Source organism: Shewanella sp. 30m-14 (assembly GCF_052977125.1).
Genome location: NZ_JBRILW010000034.1, coordinates 14,491 through 40,922, shown reverse-complemented (window position 1 = coordinate 40,922; position 26,432 = coordinate 14,491). Strand labels below are relative to the sequence as shown.

The following is a 26,432-nucleotide window of genomic DNA, read 5'->3' as shown; positions in this document are numbered from 1 at the left end:
TACTGTTTGGAAATGGGAGCGAATTTATATATAATTCGCTCCCATATTTTTCGGGGAGCTGTTCAGCATAGTGCTGATAGCGTTTGTACCCAAACTTGAGGAAATGTCTCATGGCAAAGAAAGTTGATGGTTACATCAAACTGCAAGTCGCAGCCGGTGCTGCAAACCCGTCGCCACCAGTAGGCCCAGCATTGGGTCAGAAAGGTGTTAACATCATGGAATTCTGTAAAGCATTCAACGCTCGTACTGAAAAGTTCGAGAAAGGTATGCCAATTCCTGTAGTTATCACTGTTTACTCTGATCGCTCTTTCACTTTCGAAACTAAGACTCCACCTGCGTCTTTCCTACTGCTTAAAGCAGCTGGTCTGAAATCAGGTTCTGGCCGTCCTAACACTGAAAAAGTGGGAACTATCAAGCGTAGCGCTGTCCAGGAAATTGCTGAGACTAAAGCCGCTGATATGACTGGTGCTGATATTGAAGCGATGACTCGCTCAATTGAAGGTACTGCGCGTTCAATGGGTTTGGTAGTAGAGGATTAAGATTATGGCAAAGCTAACTAAACGCGCTCGTCTAATTCGCGAGAAAGTTGAAGCGACTAAAAGCTACGACATCAATGAAGCTGTTGCACTACTTAAAGAACTAGCTACTGCTAAGTTCCTTGAAAGTGTTGACGTTGCGGTTAACCTTGGTGTTGATCCACGTAAATCTGATCAAAACGTTCGTGGCGCTACTGTGCTACCACACGGTACTGGTCGTGACGTACGTGTTGCTGTGTTCACTCAAGGTGCTAACGCTGAAGCTGCTACAGCAGCTGGTGCTGAGCTTGTTGGTATGGACGAGCTTGCTGCACAGATTAAAGCTGGCGAAATGAACTTCGACGTAGTTATCGCATCTCCAGATGCAATGCGCGTTGTTGGTCAGTTAGGTCAAATCTTAGGCCCACGCGGTCTAATGCCTAACCCAAAAACTGGTACTGTAACGCCAAACGTTGCTGAAGCAGTTAAGAACGCAAAAGCGGGTCAAGTACGCTACCGTAACGATAAGAACGGTATCATCCACACTACTATCGGTAAAGTGGACTTTGAACCAGCTCAACTTAAAGAAAACTTAGAAGCACTACTTGGCGCACTTAAAAAAGCCAAGCCAGCTGCAGCTAAAGGCGTTTTCATTAAGAAAGTAAGCATCTCTACCACTATGGGTGCAGGTGTTGCGGTTGACCAGGGTACTCTGGAAGACGCAAAGTAAATTTACAAAGCTCGCGCATTAGTCTATAATGCGCGCACTTTGTAGGGTTGAGGCTGAGAGTTAACCTTTTAGGTTGATTATTAGTCTCCGTCCAAGACCGTAGGTGTTGCTCAAGTAGTTAACTTAATTTCCTGCGTAGACGGTGTCGGACCCCAGATAGATTTTTGTCTGCTGGAATTTTTCGCGCCGTAAGTCGCTAAGTATCTATGATATTTAGCATGGTAATTGCTAGGGAATTTCCCTAGATAGAATCCAGGAGTATACCAATGGCGTTAGGACTCGAAGACAAAAAAGCGATTGTTGCTGAAGTCAACGAAGCTGCCAAAGGTGCTTTATCTGCAGTTGTAGCCGATTCACGTGGCGTAACTGTAGCTAATATGACCGGACTTCGTAAAGCAGCTCGTGAAGCTGGAGTGTACATTCGTGTTGTACGTAACACTCTTGTTAAGCGCGCTGTAGCTGGTACTGATTTTGAGTGCCTAAGCGATACGTTTACTGGTCCTACTTTGATTGCATTCTCTTCTGAGCACCCAGGTGCAGCTGCGCGTCTTCTTAAAGATTTCGCTAAAGCGCAAGAGAATTTTGAAATCAAAGCAGCAGCCTTTGAAGGGGAATTAATCCCTGCAGAAAATATTGATCGTTTAGCAAAACTACCAACTTACGAAGAAGCACTAGCTCAGTTCATGATGACTCTAAAAGAAGCATCTGCTGGCAAGTTCGTTCGTACATTGGCCGCTCTACGCGATCAGAAAGAAGCTGCTTAATTTTAAGCCGCTTTAATTTAAAATTGAATTCAGTACAATTAGGAAACTTTTGTTATGTCTATCACTAAAGACCAAATCTTAGAAGCCCTTGCAGCAATGTCTGTAATGGAAGTTGTTGAACTAATCGAAGCAATGGAAGAGAAGTTCGGCGTATCTGCAGCTGCTGCTGTTGTTTCTGGTGGTGGCGATGCTGCTGCTGCTGAAGAGAAAACAGAATTCGACGTAATTCTTACTTCTCACGGCGACAACAAAGTTGCAGTAATTAAAGCTCTTCGCGCTGCTACAGGTCTTGGCCTGAAAGAAGCTAAAGGCATGGCTGAAGCTGCTCCAGTAGCAGTTAAAGAAGCTATCTCTAAAGAAGAAGCTGATGCTCTTAAAGCTGATCTAGAAGCGGCTGGTGCTGCAGTAGAGATCAAGTAAGTTATACTATAACTTACAACCACCCGAGTAATCGGGCGGAGGCTGGCGGTTTTTTAACCGTCGGCCTTTTTTGCGCTGTAAGCGCAGGCGATTTTTTTTTCACCGTTTATCGCCAGATTTCGCAGTTCCTAGCAGAGATTACTGGTTGGGTTCTTGCTTTCAACGGTGATGGGCAAACGCGCTGTTTCGACATTTTAAGTCGTTTCAGTCTTGGTCACATCTCGCAATCAGAGGAAACCCATGGTTTACTCCTATTCTGAAAAGAAGCGTATTCGCAAAGACTTTGGTAAGCGTCCACGTGTTTTGGATATCCCTTACCTTTTGTCAATCCAGTTGGACTCTTTTAAGAAGTTCACCGATCAAGATCCTACAGGTGAGCGTGGCTTTGAAGCTGCCTTCCGTAGCGTTTTTCCCATCAAGAGCTTTTCTGGTAATTCTGAGCTGCAATATGTCAGTTATAAGCTAGGCGAGCCAGTTTTTGATGTGAAAGAGTGTCAAATTCGCGGTGTTACATACGCAGCTCCATTGCGCGTTAAGTTACGCATGGTTCTGTATGACCGTGAAGCAGCACCTGGCACAGTAAAAGACATTAAAGAACAAGAAGTTTACATGGGTGATATACCCATGATGACTGACAACGGTACCTTTGTAATTAATGGTACTGAGCGTGTAATCGTATCTCAGCTACATCGTAGCCCAGGCGTATTCTTTGATCATGACCGTGGTAAAACCCACTCTTCAGGTAAGGTGCTGTATAACGCACGTATTATTCCTTACCGTGGTTCTTGGTTAGATTTTGAATTCGATCCGAAAGATGCATTGTTTGTTCGTATTGACCGTCGTCGTAAGTTGGCGGCATCGATCATTCTGCGCGCTTTAGATTATTCAACTCAAGATATTCTTGACCTGTTCTTCGATCGCGTAAACTTTAAGATCAAGAAAGATTCACTAGTAATGGATCTTGTTGCTGACCGTCTACGTGGCGAAACTGCAAGTTATGATATTAAAGACGCTGAAGGCACTGTTCTTGTTGAGAAGGGTCGTCGCATTACTGCACGCCATATTCGTCAACTTGAAAAGTCAAATACTACCGAGCTTGAAGTACCAGTTGAGTACATCTCTGGTAAGATTTCTGGTCAAGATTATATCGATCCAGATACAGGCGAAGTATTGGTTTCAGCTAACGCTGAGATCAGCCTAGAAGATCTTGCTAAGTTATCTATGGCTGGCATCAAAGAGATCAGTACACTGTATATCAACGAACTTGATAACGGTGCATACATCTCTGACACGCTACGTATCGATTCAACAACTAACCGCCTAGAAGCGCTAGTTGAAATCTATCGTATGATGCGTCCTGGTGAGCCACCAACCAAAGATGCAGCAGAAGCACTATTTAACAATTTATTCTTCAGTGAAGAACGTTATGATCTATCTAAAGTAGGTCGTATGAAGTTCAACCGTCGTCTAAGCATTGATGACGATGAAGGTACGGGTATTCTTTCTAAAGAAGATATCGTTGCCGTAATGAAGAACATTATTGCTATTCGCAACGGTTTTGACGAAGTCGATGATATCGATCACTTGGGTAACCGTCGTATCCGTAGTGTTGGCGAAATGGCTGAAAACCAGTTCCGTGTTGGTCTTGTTCGTGTTGAACGTGCCGTACGTGAGCGTTTAAGCCTTGGCGATCTAAATGAGCTAATGCCTCAAGATTTGATCAATGCTAAGCCAATCTCTGCAGCTGTTAAAGAATTCTTTGGCTCTTCACAGCTTTCACAGTTTATGGACCAAAACAACCCATTGTCAGAAGTAACGCATAAGCGTCGTATTTCTGCTCTAGGTCCAGGTGGTCTAACTCGTGAACGTGCTGGTTTCGAAGTTCGAGACGTACACCCGACTCACTACGGTCGTCTATGTCCAATCGAAACGCCTGAAGGTCCAAACATTGGTTTGATCAACTCGTTGTCAACCTTTGCGCGTACTAACAACTATGGTTTCCTTGAAACACCTTACCGCAAGGTTATCGATGGTGTGGTTACTGATGAAGTAGATTACTTATCAGCAATCGAAGAAGGCCGTTACGTTATTGCACAGGCTATCGTTCAGTTAGATGAGAACGGTCGTATGATGGATGAGCTTATTGCTTGTCGTCATAAAGGTGATTCTACCTTTATGGGCGCAGCTGACATCCAGTATATGGACGTTTCACCACAACAGATTATTTCTGTTGCGGCATCGCTAATTCCGTTCCTAGAACACGATGATGCTAACCGTGCATTGATGGGTGCGAACATGCAACGTCAGGCCGTTCCAACACTACGTGCTGATAAGCCGTTAGTTGGTACAGGTATTGAGCGTACACTTGCTGTTGACTCTGGCGTGGTTGTTGCTGCTAAACGTGGTGGTTATGTTGACTACGTTGATGCAAGCCGTATCGTTGTTAAAGTTAACGAATCTGAGTTAACTCCAGGCGAAGCGGGCATCGATATTTACAACTTGACTAAATACACGCGTTCTAACCAGAACACATGTATTAACCAACGTCCTTGTTGTTCAGTCGGTGACCCAATTGTTCGTGGCGACGTACTTGCTGATGGCCCATCTACCGATTTAGGTGATTTGGCACTTGGTCAGAACATGCGTATCGCGTTCATGCCTTGGAACGGTTACAACTTCGAAGATTCGATCTTAATCTCTGAGCGTGTAGCTCAGGAAGACCGTTTCACGACTATCCACATTCAAGAGCTTTCGTGTATTGCTCGTGATACTAAGTTGGGTAGCGAAGAGATCACTGCTGATATTCCAAACGTTGGTGAGTCTGCGCTTTCTAAGCTAGATGAATCAGGTATCGTTTATATCGGTGCAGAAGTGAAGGGTGGCGACATCCTAGTTGGTAAAGTAACACCTAAAGGTGAAACTCAGCTGACTCCAGAAGAGAAGCTCCTCCGAGCAATCTTCGGCGAAAAAGCATCTGACGTTAAAGACAGCTCACTACGCGTACCTAATTCTGTTAAAGGTACTATCATCGACGTACAAGTATTTACTCGTGACGGCGTTGAGAAAGACAAGCGTGCTGTAGAAATCGAAGAGATGCATATCGCTCAGGCGAAGAAGGATTTGACTGAAGAGTTCCAAATTCTTGAAGAAGGTGTTCTTGGTCGTGCTCGCAACCTATTACTAGGTGCTGGTTTCGATGAAGCCCATCTTGCAGCAATTCCACGCTCACAATTGTTGGTTCAAACCATCGATGACGAAGCGAAGCAAACTGAGCTAGAACAACTAGCTGAGCAAGCGGAAGAGCTGAAAGCAGATTTCGATAAGAAGTTTGAAATCAAGCGTCGTAAGATCACTCAAGGTGATGACTTAGCGCCTGGCGTACTAAAAATTGTTAAGGTTTACTTAGCCGTTAAACGTACTATCCAGCCTGGTGATAAGATGGCGGGTCGTCATGGTAACAAGGGTGTAATCTCTAAGATTTGTCCTGTTGAAGATATGCCATACGACGAAAAAGGTAACCCAGTTGATATCGTTTTGAATCCACTAGGTGTACCTTCACGTATGAACATCGGTCAGGTACTTGAAGTTCATATGGGCGCAGCAGCAAAAGGCATCGGTAATCGTATTACTGAAATGCTTGAAGAGCAGCGCGAACTGGCAGAACTTCGCGGATACATCAAGCAGGTTTATGAACTAGGTGACGAAGTAATTCAAAAAGTCGACATCGATTCATTTACTGATGATGAAATCTTGCGTCTTGCTAAAAACCTTAAAGGCGGTGTTCCAATTGCTACACCTGCGTTTGATGGCGCCAAAGAGAAAGAGATCAAGCAGATGCTTGAGCTTGCAGGCCTACCAAAATCTGGTCAGTTAACACTGATTGATGGTCGTACAGGTAACGAATTTGAGCGTAAGGTAACCGTTGGTTACATGTATATGCTTAAGCTTAACCACTTGGTTGACGATAAGATGCACGCCCGTTCTACCGGTTCGTACAGTCTTGTTACTCAGCAACCATTGGGTGGTAAAGCACAGTTCGGTGGTCAGCGTTTCGGTGAGATGGAAGTATGGGCACTTGAAGCTTACGGTGCTGCATATACCCTTCAGGAAATGCTAACTGTTAAGTCGGATGATGTGAACGGTCGTACTCAGATGTATAAGAACATCGTCGACGGTAACCATCAGATGCAACCAGGTATGCCTGAATCTTTCAACGTATTGTTGAAAGAGATCCGTTCACTTGGTATCAACATTGAGTTAGATACTAAGTAAAACAGGTTACCGCCTCTATTTGGCAAAATCGGTGCTCTGTATATGCAGGGCACCTGATTTAACTCCTTCAGGAGAGAAACGTGAAAGATTTATTAAAGTTTCTAAAACAGCAAAGTAAGACTGAGGAATTTGAAGGTATCAAGATCGGCCTAGCGTCGCCTGATCTGATCCGTTCTTGGTCATTTGGTGAAGTTAAGAAGCCAGAAACCATTAACTACCGTACATTCAAGCCTGAGCGTGAAGGTTTGTTCTGTGCGCGTATTTTTGGTCCTGTAAAAGATTATGAATGTTTATGCGGTAAGTATAAGCGTCTTAAGCACCGTGGTGTGATCTGTGAAAAGTGTGGCGTTGAAGTTACACAGACTAAAGTACGTCGTGAGCGTATGGGTCACATCGATCTTGCTAGCCCTGTTGCGCACATTTGGTTCTTGAAGTCTCTTCCGTCACGTATCGGTTTGATGCTAGACATGACTCTTCGTGATATCGAACGTGTACTTTACTTCGAATCTTTCGTAGTAATCGAGCCTGGCATGACCAGTCTTGAACGTGGTCAAATGCTAACAGAAGAAAACTATCTGGATGCATTGGAAGAGTACGGCGATGAATTCGACGCCAAGATGGGTGCTGAAGCAGTTCTAGAATTGCTACGTGCTATCGATCTTGAGAAAGAAATTGAAATGATGCGCGAAGAATTGCCATCTATCAATTCTGAAACTCGTCGTAAGAAGGTCACTAAGCGTCTTAAGCTTATTGAGGCATTCTTCACTTCTGGCAACAAGCCTGAGTGGATGATCCTTAAAGTGTTACCGGTTCTGCCACCAGATCTACGTCCTCTAGTTCCACTAGATGGCGGACGTTTTGCTACGTCTGATTTGAACGACCTTTACCGTCGTGTAATCAACCGTAACAACCGTCTAAAGCGTCTGTTAGACCTAGCTGCTCCAGATATCATCGTACGTAACGAAAAGCGTATGTTGCAAGAATCTGTTGATGCGCTATTAGATAACGGCCGTCGTGGTCGTGCTATTACAGGTTCTAACAAGCGTCCGCTTAAATCTTTGGCTGATATGATCAAAGGTAAGCAAGGTCGTTTCCGTCAGAACTTGCTAGGTAAGCGTGTTGACTATTCTGGTCGTTCGGTAATTACCGTAGGTCCAACTTTACGTCTACACCAGTGTGGTCTTCCTAAGAAGATGGCACTTGAGTTATTTAAGCCATTCATCTATGGCAAGCTAGAAGGTCGTGGCCTAGCTACAACTATTAAAGCTGCAAAGAAGATGGTTGAGCGCGAAGTTCCAGAAGTTTGGGACGTACTAGATGACGTGATCCGCGAACACCCAGTGATGCTTAACCGTGCACCAACACTGCACAGACTAGGTATCCAGGCGTTTGAGCCAGTACTAATCGAAGGTAAGGCGATTCAGCTTCACCCATTGGTTTGTGCGGCATACAACGCCGACTTCGACGGTGACCAAATGGCTGTTCACGTGCCACTAACGCTTGAAGCGCAGTTAGAAGCACGTTCACTAATGATGTCGACCAACAACATCTTGTCACCAGCAAACGGTGAGCCGGTGATTACACCATCTCAAGACGTTGTATTGGGTCTTTACTACACGAGCCGTGAGCGAATTAACGGCAAGGGTGAAGGCATGGCATTTGCTGATGTGGCTGAAGTTGAAAAAGCTTACCGCACCGGTGTTGCAGAGCTACACGCTCGCGTTAAGGTACGTATTACCGAGACTGCGACCACTGAAGCTGGCGAAAAAGTGAAGACACGTCGTATCGTAGATACAACGGTTGGTCGTGCATTGCTTTCAACGATCCTGCCTAAAGGTCTTTCTTATGATTTGGTTAACCAAAACATGGGTAAGAAGCAGATCTCTAAGCTATTGAACACTTGTTACCGTCAACTAGGTCTTAAAGATACCGTTATCTTTGCTGACCAATTGATGTATACCGGTTTCCATTATGCAACTGTGTCAGGTGCCTCTGTAGGTATCGACGATATGGTTATTCCTGATGAGAAATACACCTTAGTTGCTGATGCTGAAGCGGAAGTTCTTGAAATTCAAGAGCAGTTCCAATCTGGTCTAGTAACTGCTGGTGAGCGTTACAACAAAGTAATTGATATCTGGGCAAGTGCCAACGAGAAAGTTTCTAAAGCGATGATGGCTAACCTGTCTACAGAGACAGTGATTAACCGTGATGGCGTTGAGGAACAGCAAGAATCGTTTAACAGCATCTATATGATGGCTGACTCGGGCGCTCGTGGTAGTGCTGCACAGATTCGTCAGTTGGCGGGTATGCGTGGTCTGATGGCTAAACCAGATGGTTCAATCATCGAGACTCCAATTACCGCTAACTTCCGTGAAGGTCTAAACGTATCTCAGTACTTTATTTCTACTCACGGTGCGCGTAAAGGTCTTGCGGATACGGCATTGAAGACAGCTAACTCTGGTTACCTAACTCGTCGTCTAGTTGACGTTGCTCAAGATTTAGTTGTAATTGAAGATGACTGTGGCACGTTTGAAGGTCTAACTATGAAACCGCTGATTGAAGGTGGTGATGTAGTTGAGCCGTTACGTGAACGTGTTCTTGGTCGTGTTGTTGCACAAGATGTGTTGAAGCCTGGTACTGAACAAGTACTTGTACCACGCAACACGCTTCTTGACGAAGCATGGTGTGACATCATCGAAGAGAATTCTATCGATGAAATGATTGTTCGCTCAGTGATTAGCTGTGATACAGACTTCGGCGTTTGTAAGTTCTGTTACGGTCGTGATTTGGCTCGTGGTCATATCATTAACCAAGGCGAAGCGATTGGTGTTGTTGCTGCTCAGTCAATTGGTGAGCCAGGAACACAGCTTACGATGCGTACTTTCCACATCGGTGGTGCGGCATCACGAGCTTCTGCAGAGAACAATGTTCAAGTTAAGAACTCTGGTACGCTTAAGTTACACAACGCTAAGTTTGTAACTAACAGCAACGGCAAATTGGTAATTGTTTCTCGTTCTTCTGAACTTGCAATTATTGATGAGCTTGGCCGTGAGAAAGAACGTTATAAGGTTCCTTACGGTACAGTTCTTGAGAAATTGGAAGATGATGGTGTTGCTGCTGGCGAAATTATCGCTAAGTGGGATCCGCATACTCACCCAATTATCACTGAAGTGGCGGGTAGTATTAAGTTCGTAGATATGATTGAAGGTGTCACTATGACACGTCAAACAGACGAACTAACTGGTCTATCTTCAATCGTAGTGCTTGAAGTTGGTCAACGTCCAACAGCTGGTAAAGAGATGCGTCCGATGATCCGTCTAGTTGCTGCTGATGGTAGCGATTTGATGATCCCCGGTACTGAAGTACCAGCGCAATACTTCTTGCCTGGACAAGCGATTGTTAACCTTGACGATAACGCACCAATTAACGTTGGTGATGCATTAGCACGTATTCCTCAAGAATCTTCAAAGACTCGCGATATTACCGGTGGTCTACCACGCGTTGCGGACTTATTTGAAGCGCGTAAGCCAAAAGAGCCTGCTATTCTTGCTGAAGTATCGGGAACTATCTCGTTCGGTAAAGAAACCAAAGGTAAGCGTCGTCTAGTTATCACCCCAGCTGATGGTGGTGAGCACTATGAAGAGATGATCCCTAAGTGGCGTAACCTTAACGTGTTCGAAGGTGAAAAAGTTGAACGCGGTGAAGTTATTGCTGATGGTGCAGAAGCAGCTCACGACATTCTACGTCTACGTGGTATCCACAATGTGGCTAACTACATCGTGAATGAAGTACAGGACGTTTACCGTCTACAGGGCGTTAAGATCAACGATAAGCACATTGAGGTGATCATTCGCCAGATGCTGCGTAAGTGTGAGATCGTAGACGCTGGTGATAGTGAATTCCTACCGGGTGAACAGGCGGAAGTTTCTCGCGTTAAGATCGCCAACCGCGAACTTGAAGCGCAGGGTAAGCAGCCAGCAACATTCGAGCGTGAACTTCTTGGTATTACCAAGGCGTCACTAGCAACAGAATCGTTCATCTCTGCAGCATCGTTCCAGGAGACCACTCGTGTTCTTACTGAAGCGGCTGTTGGTGGTAAGAGCGATAAGTTACGTGGTCTAAAAGAGAACGTAATTGTTGGTCGTCTAATCCCTGCTGGTACGGGTTACTCATACCACCAGAAGCGTGCTGAAGCTGCAGTTAAACCTGCGGCTTCTGAAGCGCCAGCGATTAGCGCAAGTGAAGCTGAGCAGAATCTTGCTGATCTACTTAATCTAGCTGGTAGCAACGATTAATCGGTGCTGAAAAGTAAATAGATTGTAAAAAAGGCGCGTTTAGCGCCTTTTTTTTACTTTAAATCGGTTAAAAGTTGTCTATTTCTTGACAGATACTCCATACACTTCTAAAATTTCGCGTCCCACACCTGTGGGATATAGATTTTTCACACCTTACTGTTGATTTAGTCAACTGATTCGGAGCTATACATGGCAACTGTAAACCAGTTGGTACGTAAGCCTCGCGCACCGAAAGTCGATAAGACTAACGTTCCTGCGCTAGCTGCGTGTCCACAAAAGCGTGGTGTTTGTACTCGCGTATATACAACAACACCTAAAAAACCTAACTCTGCACTACGTAAAGTAGCTCGTGTGCGTCTAACTAACGGTTTCGAAGTTACTTCGTACATCGGCGGTGAAGGCCACAACCTGCAGGAACACAGCGTAATTCTAATCCGTGGCGGTCGTGTAAAAGACTTACCGGGTGTGCGTTACCACACTGTACGCGGCGCATTAGACTGTGCTGGTGTAAGTGAACGTCGTCAAGGTCGTTCTAAGTACGGTGCTAAGCGTCCTAAGTCTTAACGTTTTCCGTTAAGTAAGGCCAAGCTAGTTTTTATTGAGATTCCAGTTTTGGGGTCCCTGAAGCATACGGAGAAATTGTTATGCCAAGACGTCGCGTTGTAGGACAACGTAAAATCCTACCAGATCCAAAGTTCAAAAGTGAGTTGCTGGCTAAGTTCATCAACGTCATTATGCAGGACGGCAAAAAGTCGACTGCAGAAAAAATTATCTACAAGGCACTAGATACTGCGTCTGAAAAGAAAGGCGAAGATCATTTAGTAATCCTTGAAGCAGCCCTGGACAACGTACGTCCATCAGTCGAGGTTAAATCTCGTCGTGTTGGTGGTTCTACTTACCAGGTACCATGTGAAGTTCGTCCAGTGCGTCGTAACGCACTAGCGATGCGCTGGTTGGTTGAAGCTGCACGTAAGCGTGGTGAAAAATCTATGGCTTTACGTCTAGCAGGTGAAATGTTAGACGCATCTGAAAACAAAGGTACTGCTGTTAAGAAGCGCGAAGACGTGCATCGTATGGCAGAAGCAAACAAAGCGTTTGCTCATTACCGCTGGTAATATCTTGGCGTGGGTTATACCCCACGCCTTACTTGCATTGCTAACACTCAGATTAAGCTAAGAGGGTATAAATCGTGGCTCGTACAACTCCAATTGAGCGCTACCGTAATATCGGTATCTGTGCTCATGTTGATGCTGGTAAAACCACTACAACTGAACGTGTTCTGTTCTACACTGGCTTATCTCATAAGATCGGTGAAGTTCATGATGGCTGTGCCACTATGGATTGGATGGAACAAGAGCAGGAACGTGGTATTACCATCACCTCAGCCGCAACGACTACTTTCTGGCGCGGAATGGATGCGCAGTTCACTGAGCACCGCATAAACATCATCGACACTCCGGGTCACGTTGACTTCACTATTGAAGTAGAGCGTTCTTTGAGAGTACTTGATGGTGCTGTGGTTGTTTTTTGTGGCTCATCAGGGGTAGAACCTCAATCTGAGACTGTTTGGCGACAAGCTGATAAGTATCATGTGCCGCGCTTAGTGTTCGTCAATAAGATGGACCGCGCAGGTGCAAACTTTGATAGCGTAGTCGACCAGATCCGTAATCGCCTTGGTGCGACTTGTGTACCGATTCAAATGAATATTGGTGCGGAAGAGGATTTTAACGGTGTTATCGATTTGATCAAAATGAAAGCGATTAACTGGTCTGAAGAAGATCAGGGAATGACTTTCTCTTATGAAGCTATCCCAGAGCATTTAGCCGAGAAAGCGGCAGAAATGCGCGAGTATTTGGTTGAGAGTGCAGCTGAAGCGACAGAAGAATTGATGGAAAAGTACCTAGAAGATGGGGAACTTTCAGAAGATGAGATCAAAAAGGCACTACGTATACGCACCTTAAACAATGAAATCGTATTGGCAACCTGTGGTTCTGCATTTAAGAACAAGGGTGTACAAGCGGTTCTTGATGCTGTGGTAGATTTTCTGCCATCGCCTGTCGAAGTTCCCGCAATTAAGGGGATTGATGACAATGAAGAAGAGACTTGTCGTCAAGCTGACGATAATGCTCCATTTGCGGCGTTAGCATTTAAGATTGCAACAGACCCATTCGTGGGTACCTTAACCTTTATTCGTGTTTATTCAGGCGTATTGGAGTCAGGTGCTGGCGTTTATAACTCTGTTAAGCAAAAGCGTGAACGTATTGGTCGTATGGTGCAAATGCACGCTAATGATCGTCAAGAGATTAAAGAAGTGCGCGCTGGCGACATCGCAGCTCTTATTGGTCTTAAAGACGTGACTACTGGCGATACATTGTGCGATATCGATCACAAAGTAATTCTAGAGCGCATGGAGTTTCCTGAGCCTGTAATTACTATCGCTGTTGAACCAAGAACCAAGGCAGACCAGGACAAGATGGGGATGGCATTGCAAAAACTTGCAATGGAAGATCCGTCATTCCGTGTTGAGACTGATGAAGAATCGGGACAAACACTGATCTCTGGTATGGGTGAGCTACACTTAGACATCATCGTAGACCGTATGCGTCGCGAGTTCGGTGTTGAATGTAATGTAGGTAAACCACAAGTTGCATATCGTGAGACTATCCGCAAAACAGTGGAAGTCGAAGGTAAATTCGTACGTCAATCTGGTGGTCGAGGTCAATTCGGACACGTTTGGTTGAAACTAGAGCCTCAAGAAGAAGGTTTTGGTTACGAATTCGTCAACGACATTGTTGGTGGTGTGGTTCCTAAGGAATACATCCCAGCAGTTGATAAGGGTATTCAAGAGCAGATGAAGAGCGGCGTATTAGCTGGCTTCCCTGTTCTCGACATAAAGGTTACTTTGTATGACGGTTCATATCATGATGTGGACTCGAACGAAATGGCCTTTAAAGTCGCTGGTTCAATGGGCTTTAAAAAGGGTGCGCTTGAAGCAGACCCTGCCTTACTTGAACCTTGCATGAAAGTTGAAGTTACAACACCTGAAGATTATATGGGTGATGTGGTCGGAGACTTGAACCGTCGTCGTGGCCTTATTGAAGGTATGGATGATGGCATTGCAGGTGTTAAACTTGTGCATGCAACAGTACCGTTATCTGAAATGTTCGGTTATGCAACCGACTTGCGCTCTGCTAGTCAGGGACGTGCCTCATACTCTATGGAGTTTTTGAAGTACTCTGATGCACCGCAAAATGTTACTAAAGCAATAATAGAGGCCAGAGGCTAAACTGTCTCACTCTATTGTTGATATACTTAATTGCTATTGCTCGGTTTTAAGCCGAGCATTTTCTGAAAAGAAAGGAATATATCGTGGCTAAAGAAAAATTTGAACGCGTAAAACCGCATGTTAACGTTGGTACTATCGGACACGTTGACCATGGTAAAACTACTCTAACTGCTGCTATCTCTTCTGTGTTAACGAAGACTTACGGTGGTACTAAGCGTGACTTCGCACAGATCGATAACGCTCCTGAAGAGCGTGAGCGCGGTATTACAATTAATACTTCTCACATCGAATATGATACTCCATCACGTCACTACGCACACGTAGATTGTCCAGGTCACGCCGATTATGTTAAAAACATGATCACTGGTGCTGCACAGATGGACGGCGCAATCCTAGTAGTTGCTTCTACAGATGGTCCAATGCCACAAACTCGTGAGCACATCCTGCTTTCACGTCAGGTTGGCGTACCATTCATCATCGTATTCATGAACAAGTGTGACATGGTTGATGACGAAGAGCTTCTAGAGCTAGTAGAAATGGAAGTTCGTGAACTTCTAACTGAATATGACTTCCCAGGTGATGACTTACCAGTTATCCAAGGTTCTGCGCTTAAAGCCCTTGAAGGCGAGCCAGAGTGGGAAGCTAAGATCCTTGAGCTTGCAGAAGCACTAGATACTTATATTCCTGAGCCAGAGCGTGCTATCGATGGTGCATTCATTCTTCCAATCGAAGATGTTTTCTCAATCGCTGGTCGTGGTACTGTTGTTACTGGTCGTGTAGAGCGCGGTATCATCAAAGTTGGTGAAGAAGTAGAAATCGTTGGTATCAAAGATACAACTAAGTCTACTTGTACTGGTGTTGAAATGTTCCGTAAGCTTCTTGACGAAGGTCGTGCTGGCGAGAACTGTGGTGTTCTTCTACGTGGTATCAAGCGTGAAGACGTTGAACGTGGTCAAGTATTGGCTGCACCTGGTTCAATCACTCCACACACTACTTTCAAGTCAGAAATCTATGTTCTGTCTAAAGAAGAAGGCGGACGTCACACTCCATTCTTCAAAGGCTACCGTCCACAGTTCTACTTCCGTACAACTGACGTAACCGGTACTATCGAATTGCCAGAAGGCGTAGAGATGGTAATGCCTGGTGACAACGTAGCTATGACAGTAACTCTTATTGCTCCAATCGCGATGGACGAAGGTTTACGCTTCGCAATCCGTGAAGGTGGCCGTACAGTTGGTGCTGGTGTTGTAGCTGAGATCGTTGCTTAATTAGCAATCGTCTTAACTCGATACTGAAAAAGGCAGCTTAGGCTGCCTTTTTTGTTGCCTGAAGAAAAGTGAGGGCAGGGCTAGCATTCCAGATCTGACTGTGTATAATGACGCCACTTTGTTGAAATGAGTCAATTTGACGGTATTTCACACAACGGGCTTGATCTCAGCGATGAAATCAGTATAATAGCCCCTCGCCTTAACCATTAGGCGATTTAAATTGGTCTGCCTTCGGGTTTGACGTAAAAAAAACAGCGACTCCGATTGTGAGTCGAACGGTTAAATCATCTCACTCTGCTTTTTCTATAAGGAAAATTGCTAGAGGGTGGTTTTTTTGTGTACATTTTAGGAGCTCTGGTCAATGCAGAACCAAAGAATCCGTATCCGCTTAAAAGGATTTGATCATCGTTTGATTGATCAGTCTACTGCGGAAATCGTTGAAACTGCTAAGCGTACCGGCGCGCAGGTTCGTGGTCCAATTCCACTACCAACGCGTAAAGAACGTTATACCATTTTGACTTCTCCACACGTTAATAAAGATGCACGTGATCAGTACGAACTACGTACTCACAAGCGTCTTGTTGACATCGTTGAGCCGACTGAAAAGACTGTAGACGCACTTATGCGTTTAGATCTTGCGGCTGGTGTTGACGTTCAGATTAGCTTGGGTTAATTGAGATCCTTAGAAGAGGTTTGAGAGATGGCTATCGGTCTTATCGGTCGTAAAGTAGGTATGACTCGCATCTTCAATGAAGATGGCGCGTCGGTACCTGTAACAGTAATTGAAATTGCTGCTAACCGCGTAACCCAAGTGAGAACTTTGGATACAGATGGTTACCGTGCACTTCAAGTTACTACTGGTACCAAAAAAGCTAATCGCATCACTAAACCAGAAGCAGGTCACTTTGCTAAGGCAGGCGTTGAAGCCGGTCGTGGTTTATGGGAAATGCGTTTGGCAGATGGTGAAGGCGAGGGCATCGAAGTTGGTGCTGAGCTTAATGTAGATATCTTCGCTGACATAGCGAAAGTTGATGTTACTGGTCAATCTAAGGGTAAGGGCTTCCAAGGCGGTATTAAGCGCTGGAACTTCGCTACTCAAGATGCAACACATGGTAACTCACTGGCACATAGAGCTAACGGTTCTATTGGTCAAAACCAAACACCTGGTCGCGTTTTCAAAGGTAAGAAAATGTCTGGCCACATGGGTGCAGAGCGTGTTACGACACAGAATCTAGAAGTAATTCGTGTAGATGCTGAACGTAACCTGCTTTTGGTTAAGGGTGCAGTTCCAGGCGCTACTAATGGCGACCTGATCATCAAACCAGCTGTTAAAGCTTAAGGTCTGAGGAGATAGTAATGGAATTGGTATTGAAAGACGCACAGAGTGCTCTTGAAGTTTCCGAAGCTACCTTTGGCCGTGACTTTAATGAAGCACTGGTTCATCAGGTAGTTGTAGCTTACGCTGCAAACGCGCGTCAGGGCACTCGTGCTCAAAAGACTCGCGCAGAAGTAACTGGCTCTGGCAAGAAGCCATGGCGCCAAAAAGGTACTGGCCGCGCACGTGCTGGTACTGTTAAAGGCCCAATCTGGCGTGGCGGTGGCGTAACATTCGCTGCTAAAACACAAGATCACAGCCAAAAAGTTAACAAAAAGATGTACCGCGGAGCGCTGAAAAGCATTTTCTCTGAATTGGTACGTCAAGACCGTCTTATCGTTGTTGAGTCATTTGGCGTTGAAGCTCCTAAAACTAAAGAGCTAAAAGCTAAACTGAACGAAATGCAACTTGAAGACGTGTTGATTGTTACTCCAGAAGTTGACGAGAACTTGTTCTTAGCTGCTCGTAACTTGTACAAAGTTGACGTACGTGATGTTGCTGGTATTGATCCAGTTAGCCTTATCGCATTCAACAAAGTACTCGTAACCGCTGAAGCTATTAAGCAAATCGAGGAGATGCTGGGATGATAAGCGAAGAACGTTTGTTAAAAGTTATTCTTGCTCCACACATCTCTGAAAAGAGCACTGTGAATGCAGAGAAGAACAATACAGTTGTTTTCCGTGTAGCTATCGATGCAACTAAAGCTGAAGTTAAAGCTGCAGTAGCACAGCTATTCGAAGTTGAAGTCGATTCAGTTCGCACTTTGGTTAACAAAGGTAAAACTAAACGCACCGGCGCCCGTGTTGGCCGTCGTAGCGATTGGAAAAAAGCCTATGTTACTCTAGCTGAAGGTGCTGACATCGATTTCGTCGGCGGCGCTGAATAAGGCAAAGGAGAATTATCATGGCAGTTATTAAGTGTAAGCCAACCTCTCCAGGTCGTCGCCACTTAGTTAAAGTGGTGAACAGCGATTTGCATAAAGGTAAACCTTTTGCAGGCCTGTTGGCGAAAAAATCAAAAAGTGGTGGCCGTAATAATACGGGTCGTATCACTGTCCGTCACATTGGTGGTGGTCATAAGCAACATTATCGTCTAATCGACTTTAAGCGTAACAAAGACGGTATCCCTGCGAAGGTTGAGCGTTTGGAATATGATCCAAACCGTACAGCTAACATCGCTTTGGTACTATACGCTGATGGTGAGCGTCGTTATATTCTTGCTGCTAAAGGCATGAAAGCTGGTGATAAGATCCAGTCAGGTATCGATGCAGAGATCAAGAGCGGTAACGCACTGCCTCTACGCAATATCCCAGTGGGTAGCGTAGTACACGCAGTAGAAATGAAGCCTGCTAAAGGTGCTCAAATCGCGCGTTCAGCTGGTGCTTATGTACAAGTTATTGCTCGTGATGGCGCATACGCCACTCTACGTCTTCGCTCTGGCGAAATGCGTAAAGTGCCGGTTGATTGCCGCGCGACATTGGGTGAAGTTGGTAATGCCGAGCATATGCTACGCCAGTTAGGTAAAGCAGGTGCTAAACGCTGGAGAGGCGTACGCCCAACAGTTCGTGGTGTTGCAATGAACCCAGTAGATCACCCACATGGTGGTGGTGAAGGCCGTACTTCTGGTGGCCGTCACCCTGTATCACCTTGGGGTCAGCCTACTAAGGGTTATAAGACTCGTAGTAATAAACGCACCGACAAGTACATTGTACGTCGTCGCAATAAAAAGTAAGAGGATTCGCCATGCCACGTTCTCTCAAGAAAGGTCCATTCATTGACCTACACTTGCTGAAGAAGGTAGAGAAAGCGATGGAAGCGGGAGATAAAAAGCCAATTAAAACTTGGTCTCGTCGCTCTATGATCATTCCTAACATGATTGGAATGACCATCGCTGTCCATAATGGTCGTCAGCACGTACCTGTGTTCGTAACTGACGAAATGATCGGCCACAAGCTTGGTGAATTTTCACCAACTCGCACTTATCGCGGCCATGCTGCAGATAAGAAAGCGAAGAAGCGTTAATACGGGAGACATAAGATGGAAGTTTTAGCTAAACATCGTTTTGCCCGTACGTCGCCTCAAAAGTGTCGTTTGGTTGCAGATCAAATCCGTGGACTGCCTGTTGCTAAGGCTCTCGAAATTCTAACTTTCAGCCCTAAGAAAGCTGCAGTACTTGTTAAAAAAGTACTGGACTCTGCTATCGCCAATGCTGAGCACAATGAAGGTGCTGACATTGACGAATTAAGAGTTGGAGCGATTATGATCGATGAAGGTCCAACTATGAAACGTATCATGCCACGTGCCAAAGGCCGTGCTGATCGTATAATCAAGCGTACCAGCCACATTACTGTGGTTGTATCAGATCGCTAGGAGTTAGCAATGGGACAGAAAGTACATCCTAATGGTATCCGTCTGGGTATCACTAAGCCTTGGATCTCGACCTGGTACGCTGACAAGTCAGACTATGCCAATAACTTGAGCAGTGACTGGGAAGTGCGTAAGTTTCTTGAAAAGAAACTTAAGCAAGCATCAGTTTCTAAGATTGTTATCGAGCGTCCAGCAAAGAGTGTTCGCGTTACTATTCACACTGCCCGTCCAGGTGTTGTGATTGGTAAGAAAGGCGAAGACGTTGAGAAGCTACGCAACGCAGTTGCAAAGCTGACTGGTATTCCAGCTCAAATCAACATCGCTGAGATCCGTAAGCCTGAGCTAGATGCTAAGCTTGTTGCCGATGGCATCGCTTCGCAGCTAGAGCGTCGTGTTATGTTCCGTCGTGCTATGAAGCGCGCAGTTCAAAACGCAATGCGTCTTGGTGCTAAGGGTATCAAAGTTGAAGTGAGTGGCCGTCTAGGCGGCGCTGAGATTGCGCGTTCAGAGTGGTATCGTGAAGGTCGTGTACCTTTGCATACACTGCGTGCTGATATCGACTATTCTACTTCTGAGAGTCACACTCAATACGGTGTGATTGGCGTTAAAGTTTGGGTCTTCAAAGGCGAAGTTCTAGACGGCGTTCTACCTCAGCACGAAGAGCCGAAACAGCAGCCGAAGCGTAAGCCTCGCGGTAAATAGGAGAGCTGGCAATGCTGCAACCAAAAAGAATGAAGTTTCGCAAAATGTTCAAGGGCCGTAACCGCGGTCTAGCGAACGGCACTGAAGTTAGCTTCGGTGAATTCGGTTTGAAAGCTGTTGGACGTGGTCGTCTAACTGCTCGTCAAATTGAAGCTGCGCGTCGTGCTATGACACGTCACATTAAACGTCAAGGTCAGATCTGGATTCGCGTATTCCCTGACAAGCCAATTACCTCTAAGCCTCTTGAAGTGCGTATGGGTAAAGGTAAGGGTAACGTTGAATATTGGGTTTGCCAGATTCAACCTGGTAAGGTTCTTTACGAGATGAATGGTGTATCTGAGGAGTTAGCTCGTGAAGCTTTCACCCTAGCTGCTGCTAAACTACCTCTGAAGACTACCTTCGTAACTAAGACGGTGATGTAATGAAAGCGAGCGAACTAACAGAAAAGAGCGTTGAAGAATTGAACGCTGAACTGCTTGGTCTGCTGCGTGAGCAGTTTAATCTGCGTATGCAACACGCCACTGGTCAGTTGACTCAGACTCATCAGCTTAAAATCGTGCGTCGCAACATTGCGCGCGTTAAGACCATTATTACTTCTAAGGCGGGTGCATAATGTCTGATACTATCCGTACTTTGCAAGGTCGAGTACTTAGCGACAAGATGGACAAGTCTATCACTGTAGCTATTGAACGTAAGGTAAAACACCCTTTATACGGTAAGTTTATCAAGCGTACTACTAAGATCCATGCACATGACGAACAAAATCAGTGTAATGCTGGCGATGTCGTGACTATTCGCGAATGTCGTCCGCTGTCTAAGACTAAGTCTTGGACTCTGGTTGAAGTAATAAGAAAAGCTTAATTTTATTAAGCACTTAAACGAACGGCTCCTAAAGTTGGGGCCGTTTTTATTATTAGTACTATCTATTCCTATTTTTAGGTGTTACACTTGCGCGCCAATTTTGACTAAATTAAAGTCAAAATTAGGGTAAAATGTAGCCCCTTTGTGGGATTGTGAAGTAACGATAGCGGAGCACTTAAAATGATCCAAATGCAATCGACTCTAGAAGTCGCCTGTAATAGCGGCGCTCGTAGAGTTCAGTGTATTAAGGTCTTGGGTGGCTCTCATCGTCGTTATGCCGGTATCGGCGACGTCATCAAGGTTTCTGTTAAAGAAGCTATTCCTCGCGGTAAAGCGAAGAAAGGTGATGTATATAACGCGGTGGTAGTCCGTACTAAGAAAGGCGTACGTCGTCCAGACGGTTCTGTCATTCGCTTCGATCGGAACGCAGCGGTATTGCTTAACGCAAACCTTGCACCGATTGGTACTCGTATCTTTGGACCTGTGACACGTGAGCTGCGTACTGAGCAGTTTATGAAGATTGTGTCATTGGCACCAGAAGTACTGTAAGGAGCTTCAAAATGGCAGCTAAAATACGTCGTCAAGACGAAGTAATTGTACTAGCAGGTAAAGACCAGGGTAAACGCGGTAAGGTTTCTCAGGTTCTTCCAACTGGTAAATTAATTGTAGAAGGTCTTAACCTTGTCAAGAAACACCAAAAGCCAAACCCACAATTGGGCGTAGCTGGCGGTATTGTTGAGCAAGAAGCACCGATACAAGCATCAAACGTAGCGATTTTCAACTCTGCCACTGGCAAAGCTGATCGCGTTGGTTTCCGATTTGAAGACGGCAAAAAAGTTCGTTTCTTTAAGTCGAACAGTGAACTCGTTAAGTAATTTGGAGTAAACGATGGCGAAACTGCATGATAAATACAAAGAGACTGTTAGTCCTGAACTTGTAACCAAGTTTGGTTTTACCAGTGTCATGCAAGTCCCTCGGATTGAAAAGATCACCCTTAATATGGGTGTTGGCGAAGCAGTAGCAGATAAGAAAGTTATGGAGCATGCGCTTCGTGACATGACTGCTATCGCTGGTCAGAAGCCAGTAGTGACTGTAGCTCGTAAGTCAGTTGCTGGTTTTAAAATCCGTGAAGGCTACCCAATTGGCTGTAAGGTTACACTGCGCGGTGAGCGTATGTGGGAATTCTTAGAGCGTTTAGTTGATATCGCGATCCCTCGTATTCGTGACTTCCGTGGTTTGAGCGCTAAGTCGTTCGATGGCCGTGGTAACTATGCGATGGGCGTACGTGAGCAAATCATCTTCCCAGAGATCCAATACGATAAAATCGATAAGATCCGCGGTATGGATATTGTAATCACTACTTCTGCGACGAATGATGAAGAAGGCCGAGCTTTGCTCGAAGGCTTTAACTTCCCATTCAAGAAATAAGGGTAGCGTAATGGCAAAAAGTTCAATGAAAGCACGTGAAGCAAAACGTGCACAGCTCGTAGCAAAGTTCGCTGAAAAGCGCGCTGCACTTAAAGCTATCATTAGCAGTCCAGCAACATCTGATGATGATCGTTGGGATGCAGTACTTAAGTTACAAGCTCTACCACGTGACTCTAGCGCGGCGCGTCAGCGCAATCGCTGTAGTCAAACTGGTCGCCCACATGGTTTCCTACGTAAATTCGGCCTTAGCCGTATTAAATTACGTGAAGCAACTATGCGCGGTGAAGTTCCTGGTCTACGCAAGGCCAGCTGGTAAGCACTTGTCACGGAGTAAGCTAATATGAGCATGCAAGATCCTATTGCGGATATGTTAACACGTATTCGTAACGGCCAAGCTGCTAAACACGTATCTGTGAAGATGCCTTCTGCTAAGCTTAAAATCGCTATCGCGAAAATGCTTAAAGAAGAAGGTTATATCACTGACTACGCCGTAGCAGATGAAGCCAAGCCTGAATTGGAAATCACTTTAAAGTATTTCCAAGGTCAGCCAGTCGTTGAGACTATCCAGCGCGTTAGCCGTCCTGGTCTTCGTATTTACAAAGGTAAAAACGAACTTCCAAAGGTTATGGGCGGACTGGGTGTCGCTATTGTGTCCACTTCTCAAGGTTTGATGACTGATCGTACTGCCCGCCAAAATGGCATGGGCGGGGAAGTTATCTGCTACGTAGCATAAGGAGCTAGCAATGTCTCGTGTCGCAAAAGCACCAGTCGCTATCCCTGCAGGCGTAGAAGTGACTTTAAACGAACAAACTATCACCGTAAAAGGTACTAAAGGTAGTTTGACTCGAGTTATTAACTCTGACGTTTCTGTTGTTGTTGAAGACAATGAAATCAAGTGTTCACCAGTTGAAAGCGCTAAAACCGCTGCTCAAGCTGGTACAGCTCGTGCATTAATCAACAACATGGTTGTTGGTGTTACTGACGGTTTCGTTAAGAAGCTACAGTTAGTTGGTGTTGGTTACCGTGCAAAACTTGCCGGTAAAGATATCGATTTGACTCTAGGTTTTTCACATCCTTTGGTTCACAAACTTCCTGACGGCGTAACAGCTGAATGTCCATCACAAACTGAAATCGTACTTTCTGGTACTGATAAGCAGTTGATCGGACAAGTAGCAGCTGAGATTCGCGGTTACCGTCCACCAGAGCCTTACAAAGGTAAAGGTGTTCGCTATGCTGACGAACAAGTACGCCGTAAAGAGGCTAAGAAGAAGTAAGGTAATACGATATGGATAAGAAAACATCTCGCTTACGCCGCGCTCTACGTGCCCGTAAGAAGATCCAAGAGCTGGGCGTTAATCGTCTGGTTGTACATCGTACACCACGTCACACTTACGCTCAGGTCATTAGCCCTGAAAACGTAGTGTTGGCGGCAGCTTCTACTGCTGAAAAAGCAGTAACCGAGCAGCTAAAGTACACAGGTAACGTAGATGCAGCTAAAGTAGTGGGTAAAACCGTTGCTGAGCGCGCTATCGAAAAAGGCGTAGCTGTAGTTGCATTCGATCGTTCCGGCTTCAAGTATCACGGACGCGTTGCTGCATTAGCAGACGCTGCTCGTGAAGCTGGCCTCAAGTTCTAAGGAATGATGAAAAATGGCTAAATTTGAAGCTCAACAGCAAAAAGACGATCTGCAAGAGAAATTAGTTGCAGTAAATCGTGTTTCTAAAGTAGTTAAAGGCGGACGTATCTTTAGCTTCACTGCACTAACTGTAGTGGGTGATGGTAACGGTAAAGTCGGTTATGGCTATGGTAAAGCGCGTGAAGTACCAGCAGCAATTCAGAAAGCAATGGAAAAGGCTCGCCGTAACATTGTAAACGTTGAATTGAACAATGGTACTTTGCACCACCCTGTAAAGGGTCGTCACACTGGTTCACGTGTTTACATGCAACCAGCCTCTGACGGTACCGGTATTATTGCCGGTGGCGCAATGCGTGCCGTATTGGAAGTAGCAGGCGTTCATAACGTTCTGTCAAAAGCATACGGTTCTACTAACCCGATTAACATCGTTCGCGCTACTGTCGATGCGTTGGTGAATATGAAATCACCTTCACAAATCGCAGCTAAGCGTGGCCTGAATGTTACTGAAATTCGAGGTTAATGCACCATGGCTACTAAAACACTTAAAGTAACTCAGACTAAAAGTTCAATCGGCCGCTTACCAAAGCACCGTGCAACTTTGACAGGTCTTGGTCTACGCCGCATTAATCACACTGTTGAACTAGAAGATACTCCTTCAGTTCGCGGTATGATTAACAAGGTTTACTACATGGTTTCGGTGGAGGAAGTATAAGATGCGTCTAAATACTCTATCACCTGCTGCAGGTGCTAAGTCAGCAGCTAAGCGTGTAGGTCGCGGTATCGGTTCAGGCACTGGTAAAACTTGTGGCCGTGGTCACAAAGGCCAGAAGTCTCGTTCTGGTGGCGGCGTTCGCGTCGGTTTCGAGGGTGGTCAAATGCCACTTAAGATTCGTTTGCCTAAGTTTGGTTTTACCTCGCGTAAAGCGTTGGTATCTGCCGAAATTCGCATTAGCGAGTTGGCTAAAGTTAACGGTGATGTTATCGACCTAAATGCGCTGAAAGATGCGAATCTAGTTACTCGCAACATACAGTTTGCTAAAATCGTTCTTTCAGGTACCATTGAGCGCCCTGTGACCGTTAAAGGTCTGAAGGTAACCCAAGGTGCACGTGCAGCTATTGAAGCTGCCGGTGGCAAGATCGAGGAATAATACGTCGATGGCAAAACCAGGACTTGATTTAAAAAGCGCGAAAGGCGGTTTATCAGAATTGAAAACCCGTCTCCTGTTCGTGATTGGTGCAATTATCGTCTTTAGAGCCGGTTCGTTTGTACCAATTCCTGGTATTGACGCTGCTGTATTAGCAGAGCTGTTTAATCAGCAAAAGGGGACCATCCTAGGCATGTTTAACATGTTCTCTGGTGGTGCCCTTGAACGTGCCTCTATCTTCGCATTAGGTATCATGCCGTATATTTCGGCATCGATCATAATGCAGTTGTTGACTGTGGTTCATCCTGCACTTGCTGAATTGAAAAAAGAAGGCGAGTCGGGAAGAAAGAAAATCAGTCAATATACTCGATACGGCACATTGGTCCTGGGTACGTTCCAGGCAATCGGTATCGCAACAGGTCTACCAAACTTGGTTCCAGGGTTAGTTGTTAACCTAGGATTCAGTTTCTACTTCGTTGCTGTAGTGAGCTTAGTGACAGGAACAATGTTCCTAATGTGGCTAGGTGAGCAAATTACCGAAAGAGGCATAGGTAACGGTATCTCGATTCTTATTTTCGCAGGTATTGTTGCTGGTCTGCCATCTGCTATCGGCCAAACAGCCGAGCAGGCGCGTCAAGGCGACTTGAATGTACTAGTATTGTTGTTGCTAGCAGTGATTGTTTTCGCTGTTACTTATTTTGTGGTTTTCGTTGAGCGTGGACAACGTCGTATCGTTGTTAACTATGCAAAGCGTCAGCAGGGCCGTAAGGTTTTTGCAGCGCAGAGCACTCACTTACCGCTTAAGATTAATATGGCTGGTGTAATCCCGCCTATTTTTGCGTCCAGCATCATTTTGTTCCCAGGCACACTGGCTCAGTGGTTTGGTCAAAATGAGTCCATGTCATGGTTAAGTGATTTTTCACTGGCTGTGTCACCAGGACAACCGCTGTACTCATTATTATATGCAACAGCGATTATTTTCTTCTGTTTCTTCTATACTGCGTTGGTATTTAACCCTCGCGAAACAGCAGATAACTTGAAGAAGAGTGGTGCGTTTATTCCCGGGATTCGTCCTGGAGAACAGACTTCGCGTTATATTGATAAAGTTATGACCCGCCTAACATTAGCTGGCGCGTTATATATAACCTTTATCTGCTTAATTCCGGAGTTCATGTTAATTGCGTGGAAAGTACAGTTCTATTTTGGCGGTACTTCACTACTAATTATGGTAGTCGTAATCATGGACTTCATGGCTCAGGTTCAGACGCATATGATGTCTCATCAGTATGAGTCTGTAATGAAGAAGGCTAACTTGGTAAACAAAGCGAATTTAGATCGCTTTGGTCGCTAAGATAGCAATCTCGGAGTG

At 45.3% G+C, this 26,432-nt stretch carries 32 protein-coding genes; all 32 read left to right on the top strand.

Annotated elements, in window-relative coordinates:
* The first annotated feature begins 110 nt into the window (after positions 1-110).
* The 32 genes from rplK to secY all read left to right on the top strand — a co-directional run bounded on the left by rplK (position 111) and on the right by secY (position 26,414).
* Entirely contained in the window at positions 111-539 is a 429-nt protein-coding gene (gene rplK, locus ACVBIU_RS18900; RefSeq protein ID WP_012153448.1) for a 50S ribosomal protein L11, read from the top strand.
* Between the two features lie 4 nt (positions 540-543).
* Positions 544-1,245, top strand: coding sequence for a 50S ribosomal protein L1 (rplA, locus tag ACVBIU_RS18895; protein ID WP_447162237.1), 702 nt, complete (start codon positions 544-546; stop codon positions 1,243-1,245).
* A 266-nt stretch (positions 1,246-1,511) separates the two neighbouring features.
* The gene (gene rplJ, locus ACVBIU_RS18890) at positions 1,512-2,009 is read left to right on the top strand and encodes a 50S ribosomal protein L10 (RefSeq protein WP_447162238.1); all 498 of its coding nucleotides are present in this window, start codon (positions 1,512-1,514) and stop codon (positions 2,007-2,009) included.
* A gap of 54 nt (positions 2,010-2,063) precedes the next feature.
* A complete protein-coding gene (gene rplL / locus ACVBIU_RS18885; protein ID WP_447162239.1) occupies positions 2,064-2,429 on the top strand; it encodes a 50S ribosomal protein L7/L12 in 366 nt (121 codons plus the stop codon).
* A gap of 240 nt (positions 2,430-2,669) precedes the next feature.
* On the top strand, positions 2,670-6,701 hold the full coding sequence (rpoB, locus tag ACVBIU_RS18880) for a DNA-directed RNA polymerase subunit beta (RefSeq protein WP_447162240.1): 4,032 nt from the start codon (positions 2,670-2,672) through the stop codon (positions 6,699-6,701).
* An 80-nt stretch (positions 6,702-6,781) separates the two neighbouring features.
* A complete protein-coding gene (gene rpoC, locus ACVBIU_RS18875; RefSeq protein ID WP_447162241.1) occupies positions 6,782-10,996 on the top strand; it encodes a DNA-directed RNA polymerase subunit beta' in 4,215 nt (1,404 codons plus the stop codon).
* A 189-nt stretch (positions 10,997-11,185) separates the two neighbouring features.
* Positions 11,186-11,560 (top strand): 30S ribosomal protein S12, encoded by a 375-nt coding sequence (gene rpsL / locus ACVBIU_RS18870; RefSeq protein ID WP_012153454.1) that lies wholly within the window; start codon positions 11,186-11,188, stop codon positions 11,558-11,560.
* Positions 11,561-11,640: 80 nt separating this feature from the next.
* A complete protein-coding gene (gene rpsG, locus ACVBIU_RS18865; protein WP_012153455.1) occupies positions 11,641-12,111 on the top strand; it encodes a 30S ribosomal protein S7 in 471 nt (156 codons plus the stop codon).
* Between the two features lie 74 nt (positions 12,112-12,185).
* Positions 12,186-14,282, top strand: coding sequence for an elongation factor G (fusA, locus tag ACVBIU_RS18860; protein WP_447162242.1), 2,097 nt, complete (start codon positions 12,186-12,188; stop codon positions 14,280-14,282).
* An 83-nt stretch (positions 14,283-14,365) separates the two neighbouring features.
* Entirely contained in the window at positions 14,366-15,550 is a 1,185-nt protein-coding gene (tuf, locus tag ACVBIU_RS18855) for an elongation factor Tu (RefSeq protein WP_447162243.1), read from the top strand.
* Between the two features lie 361 nt (positions 15,551-15,911).
* The gene (gene rpsJ, locus ACVBIU_RS18850) at positions 15,912-16,223 is read left to right on the top strand and encodes a 30S ribosomal protein S10 (protein ID WP_005503530.1); all 312 of its coding nucleotides are present in this window, start codon (positions 15,912-15,914) and stop codon (positions 16,221-16,223) included.
* Positions 16,224-16,250: 27 nt separating this feature from the next.
* Positions 16,251-16,889: a 50S ribosomal protein L3 gene (gene rplC / locus ACVBIU_RS18845; RefSeq protein WP_012153457.1), complete on the top strand. Its 639-nt coding sequence runs from the start codon at positions 16,251-16,253 to the stop codon at positions 16,887-16,889.
* A 17-nt stretch (positions 16,890-16,906) separates the two neighbouring features.
* The gene (gene rplD / locus ACVBIU_RS18840) at positions 16,907-17,512 is read left to right on the top strand and encodes a 50S ribosomal protein L4 (RefSeq protein ID WP_012153458.1); all 606 of its coding nucleotides are present in this window, start codon (positions 16,907-16,909) and stop codon (positions 17,510-17,512) included.
* Complete coding sequence (rplW, locus tag ACVBIU_RS18835; RefSeq protein WP_012153459.1) at positions 17,509-17,811, top strand: 50S ribosomal protein L23; 303 nt, start codon at positions 17,509-17,511, stop codon at positions 17,809-17,811. The genes rplD and rplW overlap by 4 nt, the downstream gene beginning before the upstream one ends.
* A gap of 17 nt (positions 17,812-17,828) precedes the next feature.
* Positions 17,829-18,656: a 50S ribosomal protein L2 gene (gene rplB, locus ACVBIU_RS18830; protein WP_012153460.1), complete on the top strand. Its 828-nt coding sequence runs from the start codon at positions 17,829-17,831 to the stop codon at positions 18,654-18,656.
* Between the two features lie 11 nt (positions 18,657-18,667).
* On the top strand, positions 18,668-18,946 hold the full coding sequence (gene rpsS, locus ACVBIU_RS18825) for a 30S ribosomal protein S19 (protein WP_011863970.1): 279 nt from the start codon (positions 18,668-18,670) through the stop codon (positions 18,944-18,946).
* A gap of 15 nt (positions 18,947-18,961) precedes the next feature.
* A complete protein-coding gene (gene rplV / locus ACVBIU_RS18820; RefSeq protein WP_012144645.1) occupies positions 18,962-19,294 on the top strand; it encodes a 50S ribosomal protein L22 in 333 nt (110 codons plus the stop codon).
* Positions 19,295-19,303: 9 nt separating this feature from the next.
* Complete coding sequence (gene rpsC / locus ACVBIU_RS18815) at positions 19,304-19,993, top strand: 30S ribosomal protein S3 (protein ID WP_012153461.1); 690 nt, start codon at positions 19,304-19,306, stop codon at positions 19,991-19,993.
* Positions 19,994-20,004: 11 nt separating this feature from the next.
* Positions 20,005-20,415, top strand: a complete 411-nt coding sequence (gene rplP / locus ACVBIU_RS18810; RefSeq protein WP_012279176.1) for a 50S ribosomal protein L16 — start codon at positions 20,005-20,007, stop codon at positions 20,413-20,415.
* On the top strand, positions 20,415-20,606 hold the full coding sequence (gene rpmC, locus ACVBIU_RS18805) for a 50S ribosomal protein L29 (RefSeq protein ID WP_012144642.1): 192 nt from the start codon (positions 20,415-20,417) through the stop codon (positions 20,604-20,606). Before rplP ends, rpmC begins: the two co-directional genes overlap by 1 nt.
* Entirely contained in the window at positions 20,606-20,854 is a 249-nt protein-coding gene (gene rpsQ, locus ACVBIU_RS18800; protein WP_447162244.1) for a 30S ribosomal protein S17, read from the top strand. Before rpmC ends, rpsQ begins: the two co-directional genes overlap by 1 nt.
* A 180-nt stretch (positions 20,855-21,034) precedes the next feature.
* A complete protein-coding gene (rplN, locus tag ACVBIU_RS18795; RefSeq protein ID WP_011863976.1) occupies positions 21,035-21,403 on the top strand; it encodes a 50S ribosomal protein L14 in 369 nt (122 codons plus the stop codon).
* 11 nt (positions 21,404-21,414) lie between these two features.
* On the top strand, positions 21,415-21,729 hold the full coding sequence (gene rplX / locus ACVBIU_RS18790) for a 50S ribosomal protein L24 (RefSeq protein WP_012279173.1): 315 nt from the start codon (positions 21,415-21,417) through the stop codon (positions 21,727-21,729).
* Between the two features lie 13 nt (positions 21,730-21,742).
* Entirely contained in the window at positions 21,743-22,282 is a 540-nt protein-coding gene (rplE, locus tag ACVBIU_RS18785; protein WP_447162245.1) for a 50S ribosomal protein L5, read from the top strand.
* 10 nt (positions 22,283-22,292) lie between these two features.
* Entirely contained in the window at positions 22,293-22,598 is a 306-nt protein-coding gene (gene rpsN / locus ACVBIU_RS18780) for a 30S ribosomal protein S14 (protein ID WP_447162246.1), read from the top strand.
* A 24-nt stretch (positions 22,599-22,622) separates the two neighbouring features.
* On the top strand, positions 22,623-23,015 hold the full coding sequence (gene rpsH / locus ACVBIU_RS18775; protein WP_012153468.1) for a 30S ribosomal protein S8: 393 nt from the start codon (positions 22,623-22,625) through the stop codon (positions 23,013-23,015).
* Positions 23,016-23,025: 10 nt separating this feature from the next.
* Positions 23,026-23,556 (top strand): 50S ribosomal protein L6, encoded by a 531-nt coding sequence (rplF, locus tag ACVBIU_RS18770; RefSeq protein WP_012153469.1) that lies wholly within the window; start codon positions 23,026-23,028, stop codon positions 23,554-23,556.
* A gap of 11 nt (positions 23,557-23,567) precedes the next feature.
* The gene (rplR, locus tag ACVBIU_RS18765) at positions 23,568-23,918 is read left to right on the top strand and encodes a 50S ribosomal protein L18 (protein ID WP_012153470.1); all 351 of its coding nucleotides are present in this window, start codon (positions 23,568-23,570) and stop codon (positions 23,916-23,918) included.
* Positions 23,919-23,931: 13 nt separating this feature from the next.
* Positions 23,932-24,438, top strand: coding sequence for a 30S ribosomal protein S5 (rpsE, locus tag ACVBIU_RS18760; RefSeq protein WP_012153471.1), 507 nt, complete (start codon positions 23,932-23,934; stop codon positions 24,436-24,438).
* 6 nt (positions 24,439-24,444) lie between these two features.
* On the top strand, positions 24,445-24,630 hold the full coding sequence (gene rpmD / locus ACVBIU_RS18755; RefSeq protein WP_020912153.1) for a 50S ribosomal protein L30: 186 nt from the start codon (positions 24,445-24,447) through the stop codon (positions 24,628-24,630).
* Between the two features lies 1 nt (position 24,631).
* A complete protein-coding gene (gene rplO / locus ACVBIU_RS18750) occupies positions 24,632-25,066 on the top strand; it encodes a 50S ribosomal protein L15 (RefSeq protein ID WP_012153473.1) in 435 nt (144 codons plus the stop codon).
* Between the two features lie 7 nt (positions 25,067-25,073).
* A complete protein-coding gene (secY, locus tag ACVBIU_RS18745) occupies positions 25,074-26,414 on the top strand; it encodes a preprotein translocase subunit SecY (protein WP_012153474.1) in 1,341 nt (446 codons plus the stop codon).
* Positions 26,415-26,432: the final 18 nt, after the last annotated feature.